The 21,656-nt window shown below is 48.6% G+C and carries 21 protein-coding genes and 1 tRNA gene; 5 read left to right on the forward strand and 17 right to left on the reverse strand.

Annotated elements, in window-relative coordinates:
- Positions 1-13: 13 nt before the first annotated feature.
- From ABGT54_RS00465 to ABGT54_RS00485, 5 genes are all read right to left on the reverse strand, one after another.
- Positions 14-982, reverse strand: a complete 969-nt coding sequence (locus tag ABGT54_RS00465) for a MobA/MobL family protein (RefSeq protein ID WP_346662354.1) — start codon at positions 980-982, stop codon at positions 14-16.
- On the reverse strand, positions 970-1,146 hold the full coding sequence (locus tag ABGT54_RS00470) for a hypothetical protein (RefSeq protein ID WP_346662355.1): 177 nt from the start codon (positions 1,144-1,146) through the stop codon (positions 970-972). Before ABGT54_RS00470 ends, ABGT54_RS00465 begins: the two co-directional genes overlap by 13 nt.
- Before the next feature lie 108 nt (positions 1,147-1,254).
- The gene (locus tag ABGT54_RS00475) at positions 1,255-1,659 is read right to left on the reverse strand and encodes a single-stranded DNA-binding protein (protein ID WP_346662356.1); all 405 of its coding nucleotides are present in this window, start codon (positions 1,657-1,659) and stop codon (positions 1,255-1,257) included.
- A 336-nt stretch (positions 1,660-1,995) separates the two neighbouring features.
- Positions 1,996-2,511, reverse strand: coding sequence for a GNAT family N-acetyltransferase (locus tag ABGT54_RS00480; protein WP_346662357.1), 516 nt, complete (start codon positions 2,509-2,511; stop codon positions 1,996-1,998).
- Between the two features lie 61 nt (positions 2,512-2,572).
- Complete coding sequence (locus tag ABGT54_RS00485; protein WP_004613237.1) at positions 2,573-2,896, reverse strand: hypothetical protein; 324 nt, start codon at positions 2,894-2,896, stop codon at positions 2,573-2,575.
- A 244-nt stretch (positions 2,897-3,140) separates the two neighbouring features.
- Between ABGT54_RS00485 and ABGT54_RS00490 the strand changes: the two genes are divergently transcribed.
- Positions 3,141-3,740 (forward strand): HDOD domain-containing protein, encoded by a 600-nt coding sequence (locus tag ABGT54_RS00490; protein WP_346662358.1) that lies wholly within the window; start codon positions 3,141-3,143, stop codon positions 3,738-3,740.
- A 14-nt stretch (positions 3,741-3,754) separates the two neighbouring features.
- Positions 3,755-4,153, forward strand: a complete 399-nt coding sequence (locus ABGT54_RS00495; protein ID WP_346662359.1) for a maltose acetyltransferase domain-containing protein — start codon at positions 3,755-3,757, stop codon at positions 4,151-4,153.
- A 195-nt stretch (positions 4,154-4,348) separates the two neighbouring features.
- Here ABGT54_RS00495 and ABGT54_RS00500 read toward each other — a convergent pair whose 3' ends face one another.
- On the reverse strand, positions 4,349-5,242 hold the full coding sequence (locus ABGT54_RS00500) for an FKBP-type peptidyl-prolyl cis-trans isomerase (RefSeq protein ID WP_346662360.1): 894 nt from the start codon (positions 5,240-5,242) through the stop codon (positions 4,349-4,351).
- A gap of 186 nt (positions 5,243-5,428) precedes the next feature.
- On the opposite strand from ABGT54_RS00500, the gene ABGT54_RS00505 reads away from it, so the two are divergent.
- A complete protein-coding gene (locus ABGT54_RS00505) occupies positions 5,429-7,555 on the forward strand; it encodes a CocE/NonD family hydrolase (protein ID WP_346662361.1) in 2,127 nt (708 codons plus the stop codon).
- A gap of 76 nt (positions 7,556-7,631) precedes the next feature.
- Here ABGT54_RS00505 and ABGT54_RS00510 read toward each other — a convergent pair whose 3' ends face one another.
- From ABGT54_RS00510 to ABGT54_RS00540, 7 genes are all read right to left on the reverse strand, one after another.
- Positions 7,632-7,886: a DUF1294 domain-containing protein gene (locus ABGT54_RS00510; protein ID WP_346662362.1), complete on the reverse strand. Its 255-nt coding sequence runs from the start codon at positions 7,884-7,886 to the stop codon at positions 7,632-7,634.
- Between the two features lie 393 nt (positions 7,887-8,279).
- Entirely contained in the window at positions 8,280-9,764 is a 1,485-nt protein-coding gene (locus ABGT54_RS00515) for an AAA family ATPase (protein WP_346662363.1), read from the reverse strand.
- Positions 9,765-9,825: 61 nt separating this feature from the next.
- Entirely contained in the window at positions 9,826-10,695 is an 870-nt protein-coding gene (locus tag ABGT54_RS00520) for a YitT family protein (protein ID WP_346662364.1), read from the reverse strand.
- 129 nt (positions 10,696-10,824) lie between these two features.
- On the reverse strand, positions 10,825-12,048 hold the full coding sequence (locus tag ABGT54_RS00525; RefSeq protein ID WP_346662365.1) for a DNA polymerase IV: 1,224 nt from the start codon (positions 12,046-12,048) through the stop codon (positions 10,825-10,827).
- Between the two features lie 68 nt (positions 12,049-12,116).
- Positions 12,117-14,717 carry an ATP-dependent chaperone ClpB gene (gene clpB / locus ABGT54_RS00530; RefSeq protein ID WP_346662366.1) on the reverse strand — a complete coding sequence of 867 codons (2,601 nt, stop codon included), beginning with the start codon at positions 14,715-14,717 and terminating at the stop codon, positions 12,117-12,119.
- Positions 14,718-15,041: 324 nt separating this feature from the next.
- Positions 15,042-15,500 carry a GNAT family N-acetyltransferase gene (locus ABGT54_RS00535; protein ID WP_346662367.1) on the reverse strand — a complete coding sequence of 153 codons (459 nt, stop codon included), beginning with the start codon at positions 15,498-15,500 and terminating at the stop codon, positions 15,042-15,044.
- A 20-nt stretch (positions 15,501-15,520) separates the two neighbouring features.
- Positions 15,521-16,396, reverse strand: coding sequence for a C39 family peptidase (locus ABGT54_RS00540; protein ID WP_346662368.1), 876 nt, complete (start codon positions 16,394-16,396; stop codon positions 15,521-15,523).
- Positions 16,397-16,579: 183 nt separating this feature from the next.
- Between ABGT54_RS00540 and ABGT54_RS00545 the strand changes: the two genes are divergently transcribed.
- Positions 16,580-16,650 (forward strand) — tRNA-Gly (locus ABGT54_RS00545).
- Positions 16,651-16,700: 50 nt separating this feature from the next.
- Complete coding sequence (locus ABGT54_RS00550; RefSeq protein WP_346662369.1) at positions 16,701-17,642, forward strand: D-2-hydroxyacid dehydrogenase; 942 nt, start codon at positions 16,701-16,703, stop codon at positions 17,640-17,642.
- Here ABGT54_RS00550 and ABGT54_RS00555 read toward each other — a convergent pair.
- The 4 genes from ABGT54_RS00555 to clpX all read right to left on the reverse strand — a co-directional run bounded on the left by ABGT54_RS00555 (position 17,614) and on the right by clpX (position 21,638).
- Positions 17,614-18,075: a signal peptidase II gene (locus ABGT54_RS00555; RefSeq protein WP_346662370.1), complete on the reverse strand. Its 462-nt coding sequence runs from the start codon at positions 18,073-18,075 to the stop codon at positions 17,614-17,616. The two genes, ABGT54_RS00550 and ABGT54_RS00555, sit on opposite strands and share 29 nt — an antisense overlap.
- Positions 18,076-18,366: a hypothetical protein gene (locus ABGT54_RS00560; protein WP_346662371.1), complete on the reverse strand. Its 291-nt coding sequence runs from the start codon at positions 18,364-18,366 to the stop codon at positions 18,076-18,078.
- A gap of 36 nt (positions 18,367-18,402) precedes the next feature.
- Entirely contained in the window at positions 18,403-20,115 is a 1,713-nt protein-coding gene (locus ABGT54_RS00565; RefSeq protein ID WP_346662372.1) for a S8 family peptidase, read from the reverse strand.
- A gap of 92 nt (positions 20,116-20,207) precedes the next feature.
- Entirely contained in the window at positions 20,208-21,638 is a 1,431-nt protein-coding gene (clpX, locus tag ABGT54_RS00570) for an ATP-dependent Clp protease ATP-binding subunit ClpX (protein ID WP_346662373.1), read from the reverse strand.
- Positions 21,639-21,656 lie beyond the last annotated feature (18 nt).

Here is a 21,656-nt window from a genome sequence, read left to right on the forward strand (position 1 = left end):
TCTAAAATTCCTCCTATAACTCCATTCCATGATGTTTCTTCTTTCGTTTCATGGTTCTCACTGCTTCTTTTGTTTCTGTGGATTGCTCCCGTTTGTTTGTTTCTGGAAGAGAGACATCTTCTCCTTCCTCTGCCATCAAAGCTTCCACATGATTTTTGATTCCCTCATACTTTCGTAACATGGCATGGATCCGTTTATCTTCTTTTCGTAAAGCAGCTATCTCTTCTGATAAACGAGCGGCTTCTCGTTTCCATTGTCCTTCCGGAATCTTCCCACTTGGGTCTAGATTTTCTTTTAAGATTCTTTCCGAACGATAATATCCGCTAAGTTCCTTCTTATGTTCCTCTTTGAATTTTTCCCTGCCAAAATATTTGTTCTTTAATTCCAGATAAACAGGTCTTGTTTCAAAATACTCTTTCATTGCATAAAGATTGCTGTTGACACTTCGCAAAGCAGACAGTTGTTGATTCAACCGCTGACTTACCTCTTTTAGCTGAGTATCTAATTCCTGGATTTTCTCTGTCAGCTGTTCTGGGGTTCTCACATCCTGCTCTTCCAGAAAGCGGATCGTCTCTGCAAATTGTTTCAGATTTGTATTCTTCGCCTTTTGTGTTCCATAAGCGTAGGATTCTGCAACTGCATTTCTCTTATCACAATAGTTTCTCAAATAATCCGCTAAGGTTGGCTGATGTAAGAACACCATCCGTTCCATCAGTTGGCTTTCTCGAAACAAGGACCATTGAAGAAGATTCTTTGCCCGTTCTTTCATATCATTTAAGGCTCGGATGAGTCGGTTTAAACTTCCCAGTGCGGTTGAAATCCCTCTTGCTTCCATTGCCTGTACATTCGGTCCTTCATGCACCATCGGGATCTTATCAATCCCCCGTTCCTCATAAGACCTGGCATCGACTCTTTCTATAAGTCCTTTTTCTTCATACAGTTCGTTACACATCTTCGCCCAGGCACTTCTCAATTCTTCCAAGGTTTCTTTCCTGCTCCAATCCGTTGTATGTACGCCCGAAATACCGGTTGTCCTTTCTGATTCAAAACCGTCTGTCCATCCGGTGTTAATACTGGAACCTTTTTTTGTTTTTGTCCCCAGGTACCATCTTCCTGTAAAGGGCGGATGGGAACCATGATGTGCATATGGGGATTGGGTATTTTATCCTTTCAGAAAGATGCTACTTCCGTAGGACGCACATACCTTTTAAGGTATATAAGTGCGCTCTTCTGCTTTCAGCATCCGAGTTATTCTTACTCAAACGGAAGTTCTTCTCCGTCTGGAAGATGCATAAATCCATCCGAATCGGTATCTTCTTTCTTTTCTGATCCTGACAGTTTCTTCCCTTCTGCGAAATAATGTTCTTCTACGATCACATTGATGGTATAAACTTTATTCCCCTCCTGATTCAAATAGCTTCCTGTCTGGATCCGTCCGCTTACTAAAATCTTCAACCCTTTTTGCAGATATTTTTCTACAAACTCAGCATTCTTCCCAAAGGTAACACAAGAAATAAAATCTGTTTCTGCCTTTCCATCCTTTCGATATCGCCTGTCTACTGCCAGCGTGTATCTTGCCATTGCAGTACTGTTTTCATCCTGGAGATATTTCACCTCCGGATCTTTTGTCAGTCTTCCCATTAAGATTGTTTTGTTCATGTAGTTTCTCCTTTCTCTTTTCGTTTTTTCTTTGTTCTTGAATCAGGCCCGATTCTTTTAAGGCAAATGTAATTTGTTCCTCATATATCAGAACGTAGAGAGGGCTTTTTACAAATAAAAAAGGAATTTTATTTTTTTGCTCTCATATAACGAAAGGCTCAGAGGGGAAAATACAGGGTGGAAAAGGAAATTTTTTATTTTTCTGCACAAAAAAATACCCCTATGACTTCAAAATCGAAATCATAGGAGTATTTAGTCCTACCTACTCAGTGGGGTGTTTTACATTTTGTTTTACACATGTTATTACAGTGTTTTTCAGTTCGACAAGCTGGAATTTCATAAACGAATTTGCTTCTTAAACGCAAACATTCCCTCATTGCCATCACCGACAAAATCGTCCGGTGTATCCGGCATAGGATGTTTTTCATTAAAAAATTCTGTAATATGAAAGCCGCAGACATTCACATAAAAATGAATGTTGCGCTTATCAAAGTACGGCGTACAGGTTTCCCATACTTTCGTGTTCGGATATATTCGTTCCAATTCAAACCATATCTTCTTACCGATACCATTGCTCTGAACTCCGTTCTTTACAAAAAGCAGGTCAAGATGGTTATGCTGTGTACTCTCATTGATAATAACAACAGCACCGCCCACCATTTCTCCATCGACAACGGCTTTATAGACAGCAGAACCCTCCGCATTCAGCGACTGGTCAATGTCCTTTTCAGGCAGAATAACAGCATCTGTTTTCCCAAAAGCATCTTCAAAACCTTTCTGAAATGCTTCCTGCATATCCGCCTTGTATTGCGTTAATTCTTTTGGTTCTATACAAACTAATTGGAAGGTCATTTTATATCTATCTCCTCAAAAATTCTAGTTTTCCAATTTAACAAACTTGAATTTGACTTGCCTATTTTCTTAAAATCTCATGTGGAGCTTCTATTTCATTTGCCAAGGTATGCTCTGTTAATTCTGACATCAATTTCAATTTTTTATTAATCAATGGTCGCATACAATTAGGAACATGTTCCTGATGCGCTCTGTGGATTGCTACACATTCCTTACAGTTTCCGTGATAACGACAGGCTTTCAGGCAAGGACAGTGATCTTTGTCTTTATACTCCTTACGAAATTCCGCTGCAAATTCTTCTTGCAGTCTCAGCCCCTCGACACGATTTCCCTTATGAAATTCTACCATTGCATCCAGTTCTTTCTGGTTCCCTTCAATCTTCATGTTATTATAGCGCCTCCATTTCAACTATTCCTCATTTTTCTGATGAATTCCAATTTTGTTGTCATCTTCATTATACTTCATCGCCTATCGAAAAGATAGCATATCATCTAGTACAATTTCCATGCTTAAAACCACAATATTAATATCCCTCGACTACTATAACTTCACCTTCTTCATCAGTTGGGGGTTGAAAATGATCATAATAATGGCAATAAAGGAAGCGTACTATCAAGAGGTATCGGTAATGATAAGATTAAATTGCACTACAGCGGAATCCGCATTGACATGGGCCGGACAGCAGAATCCGGGAAATTGGACCGAGCATTCCCGCTTTGTAGCTCTTGCCTGCAAAAACATAGCAGCACAATGTAACGATATGTCTGCAGATCAGGCATATTGCTTTGGATTGCTGCACGATATCGGAAGATATGCCGGAGTAAGCTCTGAACGCCACTTGATCGACGGCTACCGGTTCTGCATGGAACGGGGATGGGAAAAGGCAGCGCAGATCTGTATTTCTCATGCATTTATGATCCAGGATATTCATACTTCTATTGGTACTTTTGACGTTACAGAAGAAGACTTTCAGTTCATGAAACATTTCATAAAAGAGGCTGTGTATGATGATTATGACCGTCTTGTACAGTTGTGCGACGCACTGGCGCTGCCCACCGGCTTCTGTATCCTGGAAAAGCGTTTTGTCGACGTGACGATCCGATACGGCGTCCATCCTCATACCGTTGACCGCTGGAAAAAAGTGCTGGAGATCAAGGCAGACTTTGAGAAGAAAATGAAAGGCTCCATTTACGATCTGCTTCCCGGCGTGATAGAGAACAGTCTTTAAGGAGAATGGATGCAATGGAATATAACGAGCAGGATTTTTTAGAAACAGCAGGCCCGCAGACATTGAAGCAGATTGCCAAAACGCGTGCGTTGACACGAAAATACAACCAGCTTGAGCACAGTGATGCCAGGACCCGGGCAGCGCTACTGCATGAGTTATTCGGTGCTGTTGGAACAAATGTGGAAATTGACACGCCGTTTTACTGCGATCACGGGAAAAACATTTTTATCGGAAACGATGTGATCATCAACATAAACTGTACATTTGTTGATAATCGCCCGATCCTTCTTCCCGGCGTGACGATTGGCAGGAACAGTGTCATCGGGGCCGGGAGTGTTGTCACGCGCTCTATCCCGGAAAATAGTGTTGCAGTTGGGAATCCGTGCAGGGTGATCCGCCGGTTTCCCGGCTAAAACAAGATTCAGCGTATCTGCCTCTCAAAGAAATGGTGCCTGCCACTGTAAAAGTTCCGTAAGACAAGCATCTTTTCGCTCATAAAAATTCCTCCCTTAAAACAACTCCTGATCTTTATAGGAATCATTTTAAGGGAGGGGCCTATAAATGGATCCCGGTTTTCTTCTTATCAATTACGGGAAACAAAATCCTCATTACCCTTCCAGTACTTCAACCAGCTCGATCCGGAAGTTCAATTCTTTTCCAGCCATCTCATGGTTCGCATCAAAAGTGATCGTCGTTTCTCCTTTTGCCGCCACTTTCACAGGGAATGGCTGTCCATACTGATTGGTCAGATAAACCTGCTCTCCCACCTGTGCTTCCTCGGATCCCGGAAGCTGCGCGATCTCCACGGTAAATACTGCATTGGGATCCGGCATGCCATAGGCTTCCTCCGGCATCAGATGCACATCCACAACCTGTCCCACTTCCATATCTGCAACAGCAGCGTCAAATCCAGGGATCATCTGTCCGGCGCCGCAGACAAACTCCAGCGGTTCTCCCCGGTCATAAGAAGAGTCAAACTGGGTTCCATCGTTAAACGTGCCCTTATAGTGAGTACGGCAGGTCTTTCCCACATTTCGTCCGGTCAGTGTCGGCTGTGCGCCGCATCCCCCGCCGCAACTGCTCCCGCAGCCGCCTCCACAGGCGTGTCCCTCTCCATGGTCTCCGCAGCTATGGCCTTCCTCATGATCCTCGCAGCTGTGGCGTTCTCCGTGGTGATGATCACAGTTGACTCCTGTGGACACTAGTTCTCCCTTCAGATAAGCTTCTACCGCCTGATCGGCATCTCCTTCGGCTCCGGAACACAGTTCCACACCTGCCTCTGCAAGAGCCGCCTGAGCTCCTCCTCCGATACCGCCGCAGATCAGTACATCTACCTTCTGCTCCACCAGAAGTCCGGCCAGCGCGCCATGTCCAACGCCATTAGAACCGATTACTTCACTGGAAATAATCTGATTGTTTTCCACTTCATATACCTTAAAAGACTCGGTTCTTCCAAAATGCTGAAATATGTTTCCGTTATCATAAGTTACTGCTACCTTCATCTCTAAAACCTCCCAAATCATTTCCTGCTTATTCTACCACATAGGGAGAGTTTTTTGAATACAATGGTTTCTTTCCTTTCGACATCTTTTTAAATGTTCAGAATGATTGACTAGAACAGAAAGAAAAACTATACTATTTATCAGGAGTTCAAACAGAACACATATCATACTTTTGGGAGGTCTATCATGAAAGACAATCATTACAGCAAAGTGCCGGTTTTTGAAAATGGCCTGGCACAGCCGGTATTCCCCTTTACAGACGGAAAGACCGGAGAAAAATATGATCCCGCCACATCAGATATTGTCAGATACTGTGTATATGTGGAATCTGACTACGACATGGATGGAGACGGAAAGCGAGATCTGATCAAAACATTCATCCAGGTACCAAGAAGCGCTGTGGAAGGCAATTACAAGGCCGCCACTTTATTTGAGGCACGCCCCTACTGCGCCGGCGTCCAGGAAGACGGCTATGACCACATGAAAGAAGTAGCGGAAAAAGAATACCGCAAATTTGATCTCGCCGATCTGGATCATAAGGCTGCGCCCCGGGTTCCTTCCGGATCTATCGGTTCCATGGATCTTGCATTAAAAGCTGATCCGTCGGACTGGTACTACAAAGATAAGGGCAGCACCAACAGCATGGTCTATGAAAATATTGACAACTTCAATTATTATCTGGTTCGCGGATTTGCAGTTGTGGTCAGCGCCGGATTTGGCGCTCTTGGTTCCGACGGATTCAACTATGTAGGTTCTGACTATGAAAGAGACGCCTTCAAATCCGTAGTAGAATGGATCCACGGCGACCGGGTGGCCTATGCAGACCGGGAAGGCACCATCACCACGAAAGCCGACTGGGCCAATGGAAATGTAGCCATGACCGGGCGTTCTTACGCAGGCACCATGCCTTTCGCAGTTGCAACTACCGGTGTGGAAGGCCTGAAAACCATCGTTCCTGTAGCAGGAATCGCCGACTGGTACAGCCAGCAGAACATGCAGGGCGCACAGCGTTACTGGCCAAAGGAAATGTTAAATAGTTTTCTGGCTTACTACTGCTCCAGCCGCTACAACGATGAAACCTTATCCGAAAAAGAACTGGACGATATCGCCGCATTTCATCATGAACTCAGCCTTCAGCAATTAGCATGCGGTTTCGATTACAACGAAAAATTCTGGGGAAGCGGGAACTACCGTTTAAATGCAGACAGGATAAAATGCCCCGCGCTGATCGTTCAGGGACTCAACGACGAAAATGTTTCTACCAAACAATTTGAAATGATGCTGAAGTCCTTCCAGAAAGCAGGACAGACTGTAAAGGCCATCCTGCACCAGGGACCCCATATTACACCAACCATGCCAAACAAAGGCTATGGCATCCTCATCGACGGAAAGTTTTATGACGACATCGTAAATGAATGGATCTCCCATTATCTGTACGGTGTAGAGAATCAGGCAGAAGACATGCCCGCCGTCCTGGTACAGACAAACCACGACCAGAGAAAATGGGAAACTTCCGCCTCCTGGGACACCGGACACTGCATGAAGCTGACCAGCGGATCCACCGGAACTGCCGTGATCGACACCGACTGGGAAGCCGCCGGGATCAGCGCCAAAAACTTCGACGATGTGATGGGCACCACTTCCACCAATATGGGACAACGCTATGTCACCCGTCCATTTGAGAAGGCCGTCACCATCCAGGGTACGGTATGCCTGCATCTGAAGGCCGCATTAAAAGACGGCGATGCAGAGGCAGATTTCCATCCCGAAAACCGCAACGACGTGGACACCCTGACCATGAAGCTGGGCGCCTCCAGGATTTCCGGCAGAATGGACGATGTGGAAATCGCCGTACTTCTCTGCGACGTCTGCGACACCGAATTTGACAGCATCCAGACCACAGACCCGGAGAGAAACATCATTCCGGTAACCACCGTAAAAGAAGGCGGTATCATCAACGGCGGAGACCTTCCGGCATTTGACGAGGCAGAATTCACTACCGTACATAAAAAATACCGCGTCATCACCCGCGCATTCGCAGATCTCTGCAATCCGGAAGCCGGATATGAGCCCGAAACCGCGGCAAACAGCATCGAATTAAAGAAAGGCGAATACCATGACTACCATGTATACCTGAACGCAACCCGGTATACGGTAGAGCCCGGTCACAGCCTGGCCATCGTCATCGCCACCGAGGATCCAGTAAACTGCATGATCCACAAAACCTACGCCATCGAAATCGACAACAGCTCTGTTCAGGCAGACGTGCCTGTAACAACAGAAGAAAACGACTATACCATAAATGCTCAATAATGGAAATAAAATGGTAAGCAAATGGAAATGGGGACGTAGACCTTTTGCAAAGGTCTACGTCCCCATTTCCATTTGCTCAGATTCCGGCGATCAGGATCCATATCACTCCCTGCAGCAAGAAGAGGACAGGAATCCCGATCCGAAAGGCCGGCTTTCTTGTTTTATGATGAAACAGGAACATTCCTGCCATCGCCCCCAGAGAGCCTCCGATCAGCGCCAGGCCAAACAGCGTGCTCTCCCGGATCCGGAACCTTCTTTTTTTTGCTTTTCTTTTATCCAGCCCGAAGGCTGCAAAGGTTATCACGTTGATCACGAATAAATAATAGATCATCTTTTTACACATCCTCAGATACATTTTTAGTTTTCATTATGTTTATCTTATCATGAAGTCTTTTCCCACTTCAACTCTAACAGAATAATCCGAACTTAAATATTCTGTATATTTTGGTTTTATTATATTTTTTTTCAGTTTTTGTGTTGACATTTTATATTTTGTGAGTTATTATAAAACCATCAAATAACAAGGAGGACGGACCACCAAAAACGAAAGCTTAACATTCATAATCTAATGAAAAGAGAGGTATAGTCCATTGGATGAAATAATTAATTAAAATCCACTGTACGAAATGTCAACTTCGTTACAGTGGATTTTTTATGTCTTTTTAGTTCTTCTTTTCTCCAGCTGCAGAGCCTAAGGCCAGGATGCCAAAATTGCAATACCGAACTATCGCAACAGGTTCCGTACCATCTCCCCGTCAAAGGTGACAGTTCTTAAGTGATCTACTTCAATCTGATACAGGGCGTTTACCGCCAGGTGCTCGGCCGCCTGCTCCAGGTCGCGGATCCCGCTGGTGTTTCTGTGTAATGCAATGACTGCATCCAGCCCTTCCGGAGTAAGAACGCACTCTTCTTTTTCCATACCAATCCGCTTCAGGACTTTCGGCAGCGCATAATCAGAAAAAATCACCTTCTTTTCCTCTTCTGTATAATCCGGGATCTCGATCACTGCAAACCGGGACATCAGAGGCGCGCTGATCTGATCCTTGTCATTGGCCGTGGCAATCGGGTAAACGCCTCCGGTGGGAATCATACATTCCATATAATTATCTGTAAATCCAAGATTATCCAAAAGAGTCAGAAGCACATCCGCCGGATTGCCATTTCCCTTCCCGGCCGCCGCCTTATCCAGCTCATTGATAATGAAGACCAGGTTGGACTCGCCCGCCATGGAAAATGCTTCCATGATAATTCCGGGCTTGGCGTTAGCATAGATCCTGGAGCTTCCGGTCAGCTGCTCCGGATCATGGATGGAACTCATGTCCAGCGTGGTCCACGGGAGCTTTAAGATCCTGGCTACCGCATAGGCGATCTGCGACTTCCCGGTTCCCGCAGGTCCGATCAGCAGGATGCCATAAGCCGGAAGGGTATGGGTCCGGTTGATCTGGATAATGGTCTCAATGATCCGCTGTTTGACCTGTTCCATACCGTACAGCTCTTCATCCAGGATCCTTCTGGCCTCTTTCGGATCCACCGCCGGAAAATAATTTCCCTTCCACTGAATATTCATCATGATCGACAACGCCCGCTGGGCATGACGGCGTTCTTCTGCTGACACCTCGCTGGAACGTGCCACCGCAAGATTCCGTCTGGCCCAGAGACGGATATTGTCCGGCAGGGTCCGACCCGCGCAGTTCATAAAGTCTGTAATACTCTGAATGCTGGTCAACTTCATACTGTCGCCGGCCTCCTCTTCTTCCTCCTCCGGGATCTCCATGGAAGGCGCATCACTGGAAAGAAGCCGTTCAATCATAAACTGGAGAAATCCATCTTCTGCAGACAGCTTGGACCCTCCGCCAAAAGCCATCTCCCGGATCCGGTAGACACAATAGCCTTCCTCCCTCTTTTCTCCGGACAGACGCACATTGATATGATTTTCCCCCAGCCACTTCAATAAGCTGACAAACCGGGCGTCAATCTTTACGATATCCACACTGCAGGTCTCCCCGTCCTCTTTCCATTCAAAAGCGGTCTTCCGGACCGGATTGGTAAATACTCCGCAGGCGTGATGGGAAAGTCCCGCCTCTTTGTCGCCAAGGACCAGCATCGGATGATCCGCGGAAGCGGTCCTTTCGTTAGAATAGAATACTTCATAAGTGCACTCCGGCTCCTGATCCTTTGCCGGCGCATTATTAAAATCAAAAACTGGCATGGTCTGCTCCTTTTCTTCTGCATTCATGTGATTACAAAATTATACCACACTTTTCCCATATTTACAGTTCTGAAATTTCTTCTTTAAATCCTTCTCCCACCACTTCATTGGATTCCATAATTATGGTAAATGCTTTGGGGTCGATCTTGTGCACCATTTTTTTGATGGTATACATCTGCTTATTGTTGCAGGCGCACATAACCACGTCCTTTTTTGCCTTGCTGTAGCTTCCCATTCCTTTCAGAATGGTAGAGCCTCTGCCGGAATACTCGTCGATCCGTTCCGCCACTTCTTCGCCCCGCTCCGTCACGATCAGGGTCAGCTTTCCTTCATCAATACCGTACATGATCCGGTCCATTACGATCGCCATCAGGTAAGTAACGATAATACCATAGATCAGGCCGTCCACATCGCCGAATACCAGCACCGTACCAAGAACGATGGTCACCATATCCAGCACAAATGTAATGATGCCCAGGGTAATATGCGGTTTCACCTTCTTGATCGATACGCTGATAAAGTCCTGGCCGCCGGTAGAAGATCCTCTCATAAAGATCATGGCATAACCGATCCCGCACAGCACACCCATGCAAAGAGCCGCCAGGAACCGGCTGCCGTCATAGACAGGAAGTAAGGGCGCAACGTAGTCCATCAGTACAGAAGAAATCACCATAGATTTCACTGATTTTAAGAAAAATGTCCTTCCCAGGAATTTATAACAGAAAATTGCCACGGGAATATTCAGCACGATGGTCCCGATACCTACCGGAAGTCCCAGAAGGTGATACAAAATAATCGCAATACCAGAAAATCCCGCCACCGGGAAATTCGCATTCAGGGCAAAATTATAAACACCCACCGCGATCAGCATACCTGCCACAATGTCTACCAGCACATCCAGGCCAAATTCTTTCCAATCCACATTTTTCATCGGATCCTTCCTCTCTTTCTTTTCTTATTGTCTGTATTTTTTCTCCTCATATCCGCAAAAAAAGAACACCCGCAAACTATAAAAATATAATTCGCCGATGCTCTTATGCAGTTAAGTATAATGATTCCGTCAAGCTTTGTCAACACCCTGTTTGGGCAGAGAACCGGTTCCTTTGCGGACCACTTCTTTTCCATATTTCCCTTTGAGCTGCTCCATGGCTTCTCTTAGCTGCTGTTTTTTCCTGCGCTTCTCCTCTGGCTCCACCTGAATGTCAAAGATACTTAACTGCTCCGGCTCTCCTTCTTCTGACAACTTGGAACTCCGGATGCCAAGAAGACGGATCGGCTGATGGTTCCACAATTCCAGGAACAGGCTCACAGCCTCCTGGTAAATGTCCCGGGCGTCATAGGTGGGCTTTGCCAGTTGCCGCTGATGAGATACGCTCTCAAAGGTATAATATTTAATCTCCACACTCAGCATCCCCGCCTTCTGTCCCGCTTTCTTAAGCCTGCGGGACACGCTCTGCGCCAGCTGCTCCAGCACCGCCTCTGCCTCTTCTTCTGTCTCCGCGTCTTTGGGAAGTGTCACGGAATTCCCGATCCCCTTAGCCTCCGGCGGTTCCGAGACAACCTGATCATCCCCAATGCCGTTGGCAAATTCCCATAGCCTGCGGCCGTGACTTTTTAAATGCAGCTCCAGGATCGCCGGGTCGGTATTTGCCAGCTCTCCAATGGTATAGATTTCCAGTTTTTTTAAAGTTTCAGTACTGGATTTCCCGGCCATATAGAGATCCCGCACCGGCAGGGGCCACATTTTCACCTGGATCTCCTGCGGAAATAAGGTATGTACCTTGTCCGGCTTCTCAAAATCCGAGGCCATCTTTGCCAACAGCTTGTTGCTGGAGATTCCTACGTTTACCGTAAATCCAAACCTGCGCTTCACTTCATTTTTCAGTTCCAGGGCCCCCTCCACCGGGGAAGAGTACCGCTTTGCCGCCTCCGTAAAGTCCATGTAACACTCATCCACACTGACCTGCTCGATCTCCCTGGAATACGTTGTCAAAAACTCCATCAGCGCCTGGCTGTACCGGTGGTACATCTTGTGATCCGGCGGCTCCATATGAAGATACGGACACTTTTTCAGCGCATTTGCCACCGGCTCGCCGGTAACAATGCCATATTTCTTTGCAGGCACAGATTTTGCCAGAACGACGCCATGCCTGGACGCCCGGTCCCCGCCGATGATGGCGGGGATGCTCCGGATATCCAGGCTGCTGCCGCTTTTTAACTGTTCCACCGCCGTCCAGCTAAGATAGGCGGAATTCACATCAATATGAAATATGACACGGTTCATCATTCTTCTCCTGTGCCTTTTGGTCTGCATGTGTCTGGCCGGCCATTTGCCTTTCCCTGGCAGTCAGATCAGACTTCCTGCAGATGCTGCTTGATCCTTGCGTCCAGATGTCCGTCCACGCCATCGATCAAAATGGTATCTCCGGTGCCTACGTTCCCTTCCAGGATCAGCTTCGCAGCCAGGGTTTCCACATTTTTCTGCAGATACCGTTTCAGAGGCCGTGCGCCGTAGGTCGGATCATAGCCGCCCTCCACCACGATCTGTTTGGCATTTTCCGTCAGTTCGATGCGGATTTCCTTATCTGCCAGCCGCTTGTTCACATCATCCACCAGCAGTTTGATGATCGCATGGATATTATCCCTGGTCAGCGGACGGAACATAATCGTCTCATCCAGACGGTTCAAAAACTCGGGCCGGAAATGATTCCTAAGATCATTCATAACCAGCTCCTCTGCCTCCGGCCTGATATTTCCATTTTCATCAATGCCGTCCAGCAGATAGGCGGAACCGATATTGGAGGTCATGATCAGGATGGTGTTCTTAAAGTCCACGGTACGTCCCTGGGAGTCCGTGATCCGGCCATCGTCCAGCACCTGCAGCAGCACGTTGAATACGTCCGGATGTGCCTTTTCGATCTCATCAAACAGTACCACGGAATAGGGTTTTCTCCGGACCGCCTCTGTCAGCTGGCCACCCTCGTCATAACCCACATATCCCGGAGGCGCTCCGATGAGCCGGGACACAGAATACTTCTCCATATACTCGCTCATATCGATCCGCACCATATTATTTTCATCGTCAAACAGACTCTCTGCCAGTGCCTTGGCAAGCTCCGTCTTGCCCACGCCGGTCGGTCCAAGGAACAGGAAGGATCCGATCGGTTTGCTGGGATCCTTGATCCCTGCCTTGGAACGGATGATAGCTTCTGTTACTTTGGTCACGCCTTCGTCCTGTCCGATAACACGCCTGTGGAGTTCGTCCGCCAGATGCAGCGTCTTGCTCCGCTCGCTTTCATTCAGCTTCGCTACCGGAATGCCGGTCCAGCGGGAAATGATCTTGGCGATCTCGTCCTCTGTGACGCTTTCGTGTACCAGCGACAGATCTTCATCCTTTACCTTTTCTTCTTCCTCCTCCAGCTGTTTCTGCAGCTGTGGAAGCCGTCCGTACTGCAGTTCCGCCGCCTTATTCAGGTCGTAGTTCTGCTGGGCGGTCTCGATCTCCCGGTTCAGCTGTTCGATCTGCTCACGGAGTTTCTGCACATGTTCTACGGATCTCTTTTCATTATCCCACTGCGCCTTCTGTTTTGCAAATGTTTCCCGCTCTTCCGCCAGTTCCTGCTGCAGTTTTGCCAGCCGCTCCTGGCTTAGGCGGTCATCCTCCTTTTTCAGCGCCGCCTCTTCAATCTCCAGCTGCATGATCTTCCGGTTCAAAGCGTCCAGCTCGGTGGGCATGGAGTCCAGTTCCGTCTTGATCAGCGCGCAGGCTTCATCCACCAGGTCAATGGCCTTATCCGGCAGGAACCGATCGGAAATGTACCGGTTGCTTAAAGTAACTGCCGCCACCAGGGCGCTGTCGGTAATCTTGACGCCGTGGAACACTTCGTAGCGTTCTTTCAATCCCCGGAGGATCGAAATGGCGTCCTCCACCGACGGCTCATCTACCATCACCGGCTGGAACCGCCGCTCCAGAGCCGCATCCTTTTCAATATACTGCCGGTATTCGTCCAGCGTTGTGGCGCCGATACAGTGAAGCTCTCCTCTGGCCAGCATGGGTTTGAGCATATTTCCGGCGTCCATGGCGCCGTCACTCTTTCCCGCTCCTACGATAGTATGCAGCTCATCGATAAAGAGGATGATATTGCCGTCGCTGTTTTTTACTTCCTCAAGGACCGCTTTCAGACGTTCCTCGAATTCTCCCCGGTACTTGGCTCCGGCCACCAGAGCGCCCATATCCAGGGCAAATAATTTTTTATCTTTCAATGCTTCCGGCACGTCGCCCCGGACGATCCGCTGCGCCAGTCCTTCCACAGCCGCAGTCTTTCCTACTCCGGGTTCGCCGATGAGCACCGGATTATTCTTGGTCTTACGGGATAAGATCCGGATCACATTGCGGATCTCCGCGTCCCTTCCGATTACAGGATCCAGCTTCTGCTCTCTTGCCCGCTCCACCAGATCCTGACCGTATTTATTCAACGTATCGTAAGTGGCTTCCGGATTATCGCTGGTCACGCGCTGATTGCCTCTCACGGTTGACAAAACCTGAAGGAAACTGTCTCTTGTAATGCCAAACTCCCGGAACAGCTGCTTCATTTCCCGGTTCGCATGCTTGATCATAGACAGGAACAGATGCTCCACGGAAACGTACTCGTCACCCATCTGCTTAGCTTCATCTTCTGCGTAGACCAGCACGTTATTCAGATCCTTGCCGATAAACATCTGCCCCCCCTGCACCTTCGGGCGCTTCCGCAGGGCCTCCTCCGCCCGGTTGACAGCCGTCTCCTTTGTAATCCCCATTTTTTCAAATAATTTTAAGATCAGACTGTCATCAATCGTCAGCAGCGCATAGAACAGGTGCTCCTGCTCAATCTCCTGATTGCCGTAATCCATTGCCGCCTTCTCGCAGCCCTGGACCGCCGCCATAGAACTCTGTGTAAATTTATTAATATTCATAACCATACGCCTCCTTTTTGAGATCGGTTGTTTTCATTGTTCTAGTGGTAATATAACACTTGTTGTTAGCAGAGTCAACCCTCGAGTGCTAATTTTATATATTTTTATGTTTCTCTTTCTTTTTATCTGTTTCTTCTATATTCTGAATTATACCCATAGAAAAAAGCACCTCAGCTCTGGCCAAGCTTTTGAGGTGCTATTTCTAGTTACTGATAACTTTGCCGGAAACGGATAGGTTTGCTCTATCGTATCGGCTGTCTTGTTAAGTATATTATAGCAAATATGCCGGAAACGTCAACCGCTAGTGTATCAATCCTTGCTCTCTTACTCCAGCGGCAGCCGGTAAGTAGCAAAGGTATCCATAAACTGTCCGCCATTTTTCCGATAAAATTCCATGGAAGGAGTATTCCAGGTAAGACACAGCCACTCCATCCTTGCTCCGCCCATCCGGGCCGCTTCCTTTTTCAGTTCCTCAAACAATGCTCTGCCGTAGCCTTTTCCCCGGTATTCTTCCAGCACCAGGAGGGCGTCGATGAAAATCCCCGCCCGGCCGAGATACCCGGAAAAGTTTCTAAAAAAGAGCGCCATACCCACTTCTTTTCTATCTGCCAGGACAAACAAAGCCTTCGCCCCGTTCTCCCGCTCCAGTTCTTCTTGTAACAGCTCCGGTGTGGAAACCAGATGTTCCTCTGCCTTTTCATATTCAGAAAGACGTTTTAAGAACTCCAGGACAAGGCCGGCGTCTTTCCCTTTTGCATAACGAAATCCTTTTTCTTCTTCCATTTTCTCCTCCTGCTTTTCTTCTATCCCTGACTGGTCTGATAAACCCACATGGCCTTGATCTGGTCGTGAATCTCTCCATATGTCCAGGTTCTCCCGCTGTTTTCTGTGCTAAACGGATCGTTGATCGTGATCTGTCCATTTTCATATCCGGTCATAACAATAAAATGGCCGTTCTGCGTAAAGTACCCGGGTCCCATACTGCAGATGACCGGATGCCCGGCCGAAAGTTCTGCCGAAAGTTCCTCTTCTGTAAGCAGTCCATTGTAACAGGAAAGGCCATAGGCCGAAGCCGCTTCCTGCATAAAAGTCCAGTAAGTATTATTTTCGCTGTCCACCGACTGATTCTGTGTTCCATAGGCAGCCACCTTTGCCGGCGTAATAGACGGATCGTGATTCAGACCTGCCGCCACCATGGCAATGCAGGTAGGACCACAGCCGCTGGCTCCCACCACGCTGGTCCCGTAAGGGGCATAGCCCCAGCGCTCGTCCCACTGGATCAGAAGAGGAATCTGTCCGTCTACATAATCCTCCCCAATATCTTCCGCATAGATCTGTCCTTTCTTTTCCCCGTAATGTTCCACATATGTCACAGTAGCCGGATTTTTATCCAGCATCTCGATCACGCTTTTGGGATAGCCGGCCACAGACGCCTCCATCCGCACTCGTTCCAGCCGCTGCTCTGGTGTCTCAATATGAGGCCCCGCCATCTCCCACAATTCTTCCAGGGCTCTTGTTGCCGGCCCGCTCTCTTCCGCGTCCTGACCGACCGCCCGGTAAACACCGTATCCGATCATCCCGCCTGCCGCCACGACAAATACGGCGGCGACAGCGATCCAATAATAAGAATATCTCTTCTGCCATCTATTTCCCGGGTGTATCTCCTGTCCAAAATTCATCTGCCATTCACCTCGTACTTTGCTTGCTTTTCTCTTCGTTTCTTGCATTGCCATTATATAATACCTGGTTCCGGAAACACAACTTAAGTTTTGCTGAAGTTTTCCTAAATTACCTCTTGCATTTTAAAACCAAAGATGATATGATATAACACGTTCACGGGAAATTTCATAGTTTTTCTTTATGCGGGTGTAGTTCAATGGTAGAACACCAGCCTTCCAAGCTGGATACGTGGGTTCGATTCCCATCACCCGCTTTTTTCTATATTCTGAATTCATAAATCCATCATCAGGAGGAACTTCCACTATGAACCTTGTATTTCTTGATGCAAAGACAATCGGAGATGATATTGACCTCTCTGCTTTTGACCGTCTGGGAAATGTAGTTAAGTATTCGTTTTCACAGCCGGAAGAAGTACCGGAGCGGATCAAAGACGCAGATGTGATCATCGTCAATAAGATCCGGGTAGACGAGGCGGCTGTAGGCGGCGCTTCCCGTCTGAAACTTGTGTGTGTCACCGCTACCGGCACCAACAACCTGGACAAAGAATATCTGGACCGCCGCGGCATTGCCTGGCGCAATGTTGCGGATTATTCTACCGAATCTGTGGCCCAGCACACCTTTGCCATGCTGTTTTATCTGCTGGAAAAGCTGCGCTATTACGATGATTATGTAAAAGAAGGCCGTTATATCAACGACACCGTCTTTACCCATTTTGCAGAACATTTCTATGAACTGAAGGGAAAAACCTGGGGGATCATCGGCCTTGGGAATATCGGCCGCCGGGTAGCCGCTGTTGCGGAAGCTTTCGGCGCGCAGGTAATCTATACCTCCCCTTCGGGAAGTGCGCCGCAGCCCGGATACCGCCAGGTATCCTTTGAGACCCTGCTTGCCGATTCGGATATTATCTCTGTCCACGCGCCCCTGAACCAGTATACAGAAGGGCTCATCGACCAGAAAGCGCTGGAACAGATGAAGCCTTCCTGCATCTTTTTGAATCTTGGCAGGGGACCAATCGTAAATGAACAGGATCTGGCGGATGCACTTACAGAGAAAAAAATTGCCGCTGCAGGTCTGGACGTCTTGTGTCGAGAGCCCATGAGCAGCGACAATCCGCTGTCTGCCATCAAAGACAGCAGACGCCTGTTTATCACGCCTCACATCGGCTGGGCCAGCATAGAGGCAAGAACCCGGCTGATGGACATTATTTATCACCAAATTACAGAATTCTTCGGCCTGCCAGAATAAGCGCGCCTGCCGCAAGATAAAGATCAGCCAGGTTGGCGGTCAGTCTGGTAAGAAAAGAAGGGCCGGATGTAAGAGCAATATAATCCGTCACCTTTCCGCTGCGTACCCGGTCCAAAAGATTTCCTGCGGCCCCTGCGGCCGCCAGGGTACATCCTGCTTTTTCAATCCTTCGTCCCCGCAGGAAAAAAAGACCGGTCCAGCCTGCGAACACAAGGACCGCAGCCGCACCGGTCAGCTTTTTTACTGTCTGCGGACGGTCCTCTAAGATTCCCAGCGCAAAGCCCGGATTATAGACCTTCCTGAGCATAAGCCTTTCTCCCGGCAGCATTCTGGTCTCTCCCGGCTCCAGACATTCTTCCACATATTGTCTGACCATTGCATCTGTTCCAAAAAGAAGAGCAAACAACCCGGGCATCCATCCATTCCCCTTCATCTATACATCCTCTCGGATCCTTACGATCTCTTCTTCCTGTCTTTCAATCGCTTCTTCTCTCTTTTCAATCGCCTCGCAGAATGTAATGTAATCCGTATCCCGGATCTCGCCGTGCCGGAATTTTTCGTACACCATACGGCCAATATCGATCAGATCTCTTTCATTTGCCCGTTTCAGTGAACGGATATCACTTTTTATCTTCTGGATCTCCAGGGTGTCTCCCGTCTTTTTCCCCAGATCGCTGACTATTTCTGATAATTTCTGTTCCATTTCTTTAAAAAAATCTGCCATCTTTTTCACTCCTTTGCCTGTGATCCTGGCAACTTTCTAAAGCTGCCGCATCCGGTCCAGAGACTGGTACACATTCAGTGTCCCATACCCCCATTCCCGGTTTGGGTACTCCATATTTTCCCTTTTTGCCGCGCCGAGCACAATCGTATTGCGGATCAGGACAGAATTTCTGAATCGGGCCTCCGGCTGCTCTCCCAGCCATTCCATAAGAAGGGCAGATGCTCCCGCCGCAATGGCGGCCCCGCCGCTGGAACCGGTCCTTGTCACAAAGCCTCCGCCTGCCGCCGCGCCTTTCAGTTTTACCCCGGGCGCCGCATAATCGGGCTTAATGGTTCCATTTCTAGTATACCCTCTCCCGGAATGAATATCAACTCCATTATCCGCACCATTATAATATGCCACTGTCATTGCAGCAGGCGCGCTTCCAGGCTCCGTTATCGTCAGATTCGGGTCTGCTTCCAGAAAAAACACTTCCCCTTCCACAAATTCCTGCACCGGAAGCCAGACATGTACCTCTCCCAGCGCCCTCTGCAGCGACAGGATCTCCAGTTTCCAGACTCCTGGAGCCGGATCCAGGAATCTTAAGAATATCATCTGTGAATCATTATTTTCCAGCAGGAGCCGGTCTTCTACCGTAACCCGGGTCGCATCAAAGGAAAACAGCCATTCATATCTCTGCCCCTGTCTTAAAGAGACCGGTCCGGTCCGCTCTCCGGAAGGAGAGACCAGGGAGACGGTCGCCACATCCGGGAGCCGGACCCATACCTCTGCGGAGAATCCCTGGATCCCTTCTCCAACCCGGATCTCTGCGACTACGGTTTCCTGCGTTTTCTGAAACCGGTGATAAAAGTGATGGCGGCCGGCCGCCTCATTTCCCGCCCCGATGACCACCGCCCGGTCTTCGGTGTACGCATACTGGTCCAGAGCTCTTGCCAGAAGCGAAGAGCCGTTGTGTCCGCCAAAGTTTGTCCCCAGCGCAAGACAGATCACCAGCGGCATTCCTCTTTCTTCTGCCAGGTGATGAAGATAGGCCAATCCTAAAAGGATATCATTTTCCTGGTAGCACACCACCTGCGGAGGAATCCCGTAGAAATCCTTCAGATATGCTTTCGCCGGTTTGAGCTTCACCATCGCCACAGACGCCTCCGGCGCCGCTCCCGCAAACCGCTCTTCCGGGACCGGGCTTCCCGCCGCCAGACTTGCCACATAGGTGCCGTGTCCGGCCACGTCAGCTCCTGGCAGCCTTCCTGCTTCCTGAGGGTTCTTCTGCGCTGCTTCCAGAAGCCGGTCGATCTCTTCCTGCGTATAACTGCTGCCATAGAAAAATCCCGCCGGCGGGCTTCCCTCCCTGTCGGTCTGATCCCAGATCCCCGCGATCCGGGTCCTGCCGTCCAGCCCCCGAAACACCGGATGGGCAAGATCAATCCCGGTATCCACAAACCCGATCATCACCCCTTCTCCTGTTGCCTGCAGCGCCGGAAGCGTCTGCACCGCGCTGATCCCCGCTCCATAAAGAGCGTCCATGTCAAGAGGCGTATAACACTTCGGCACCGCATAATACCCGTAATCATAAAAAGAGAGAGACTCCTTTCCTTCCCCCTTTACCGACACGACCCGGCAGCCAAAGTCCCCGGACTGGATACAGACCTCTTCGCCTTCAAAAAGATTCTGATCCGCCCGGTAATCCGGGATCAGGAAATCCCAGTACGCCTCTGAAAGAATGTTTTCCCCGCATCTTTGATCTTCCATAAAAATTACACCTCATATATTTATCCCGGGAAAATTCCCTGCCTAAAATATATGAGGTGTCTTTCTCTGTCATTCCCGGACTTTCCCAAGACCTAAGAAAGCCTTGGTACTTCCTGGCCCCGAAGCTGGATGATGGGGCCGCCGGTTCCTTCTATGTATTCTTTTGTAATGGTTACCTGGCCGATGCTGTCATCCTTGGGGATCTCATACATGATATCCAGCATGAACTCCTCAATGATAGCCCGCAGCGCCCGGGCCCCGGTATCCTTCTTCATGGCCTTTTCTGCGATGGCCTGGAGTGCCCCGTCGTCAAAATCCAGCCGGACCTCGTCCAGGGCAAGCAGTTTCTGGTACTGTTTTAAGATAGCGTTTTTGGGCTCCTTTAAGATCTTGACCAGCATATCCTCATTCATGCCCTCCAGGGTAAATACAATAGGCAGCCTTCCCAAAAATTCCGGGATCATGCCAAAGTTTCTAAGATCTTCCGTCGTCACTTTGGAAAGAATGGTCTTGTCATGGTCATATTTATCCTTCAGGTCTGCGCCAAAGCCGATAGAAGACTGTTTGGTCAGCCGCTCTTTAATAATGCTCTCCAGATCCGGGAATGCTCCGCCGCAGATAAAGAGAATGTTTTTGGTATTCACCGTCGTCAGCGGCACCATGGCATTTTTACTGTTGGCTCCCACCGGCACTTCCACGTCGCTTCCCTCCAGCAGTTTTAACATTCCCTGCTGCACCGATTCCCCGCTGACATCCCTCTGATTCGTATTTTTCTTTTTGGCGATCTTGTCAATCTCATCAATGAAGATAATGCCCTGCTCCGCCTTTTCCACATCATTGTCTGCAGCGGCCAGAAGCTTGGAGACAACGCTCTCGATGTCGTCGCCGATATAGCCTGCCTCAGTAAGAGAAGTGGCGTCTGTAATGGCAAGCGGCACATCCAGGATCCTTGCCAGGGTCTTGACCAGATAGGTCTTTCCTGATCCGGTCGGCCCGATCATCAGCATGTTGGACTTTTCTATCTCAATATCATCCATGGAGTCCGTAGCCACTCTCTTATAATGATTATACACTGCCACAGACATGGCTTTTTTTGCATATTCCTGCCCTACCACATATTCGTCCAGGCTGGCCTTGATCTTATGAGGCGCCGGGATCTTACGGATATCGATGAGGGGTTTGTGCTCTTCCCCTTCTTTTTTCTTTTTGATCTTCTGCTGCTTTGGGATGGCCTGTTCCAGATCTGCCATATTCATAAAATGCACGCCCGGCATGTTAAGAAGCTGGCTGTAATCGATCTGTCCGTTACGCATGGCGTCAAAACTTTTCTGCATACAGTCGCTGCATACCGAAAGTCCTCCGGGCAGGTCGATCATCTTTCCTGTTACGCTCTCTGGCCGGTGGCAGATGGAGCAGATTTTTTCATACTCCTCTTCTTTCTGGGATTTCTGATCCCCGGTCTCCTCCACAGCGCCCTCCACGGTTTCGATTTCCGTCCGTTCGTTTTTATCCTGTTCTGACATATTATCCTTCCTCAATCT

The sequence above is a fragment of the uncultured Merdimonas sp. genome, from assembly GCF_963929015.1.
GTDB lineage: Bacteria > Bacillota > Clostridia > Lachnospirales > Lachnospiraceae > Merdimonas.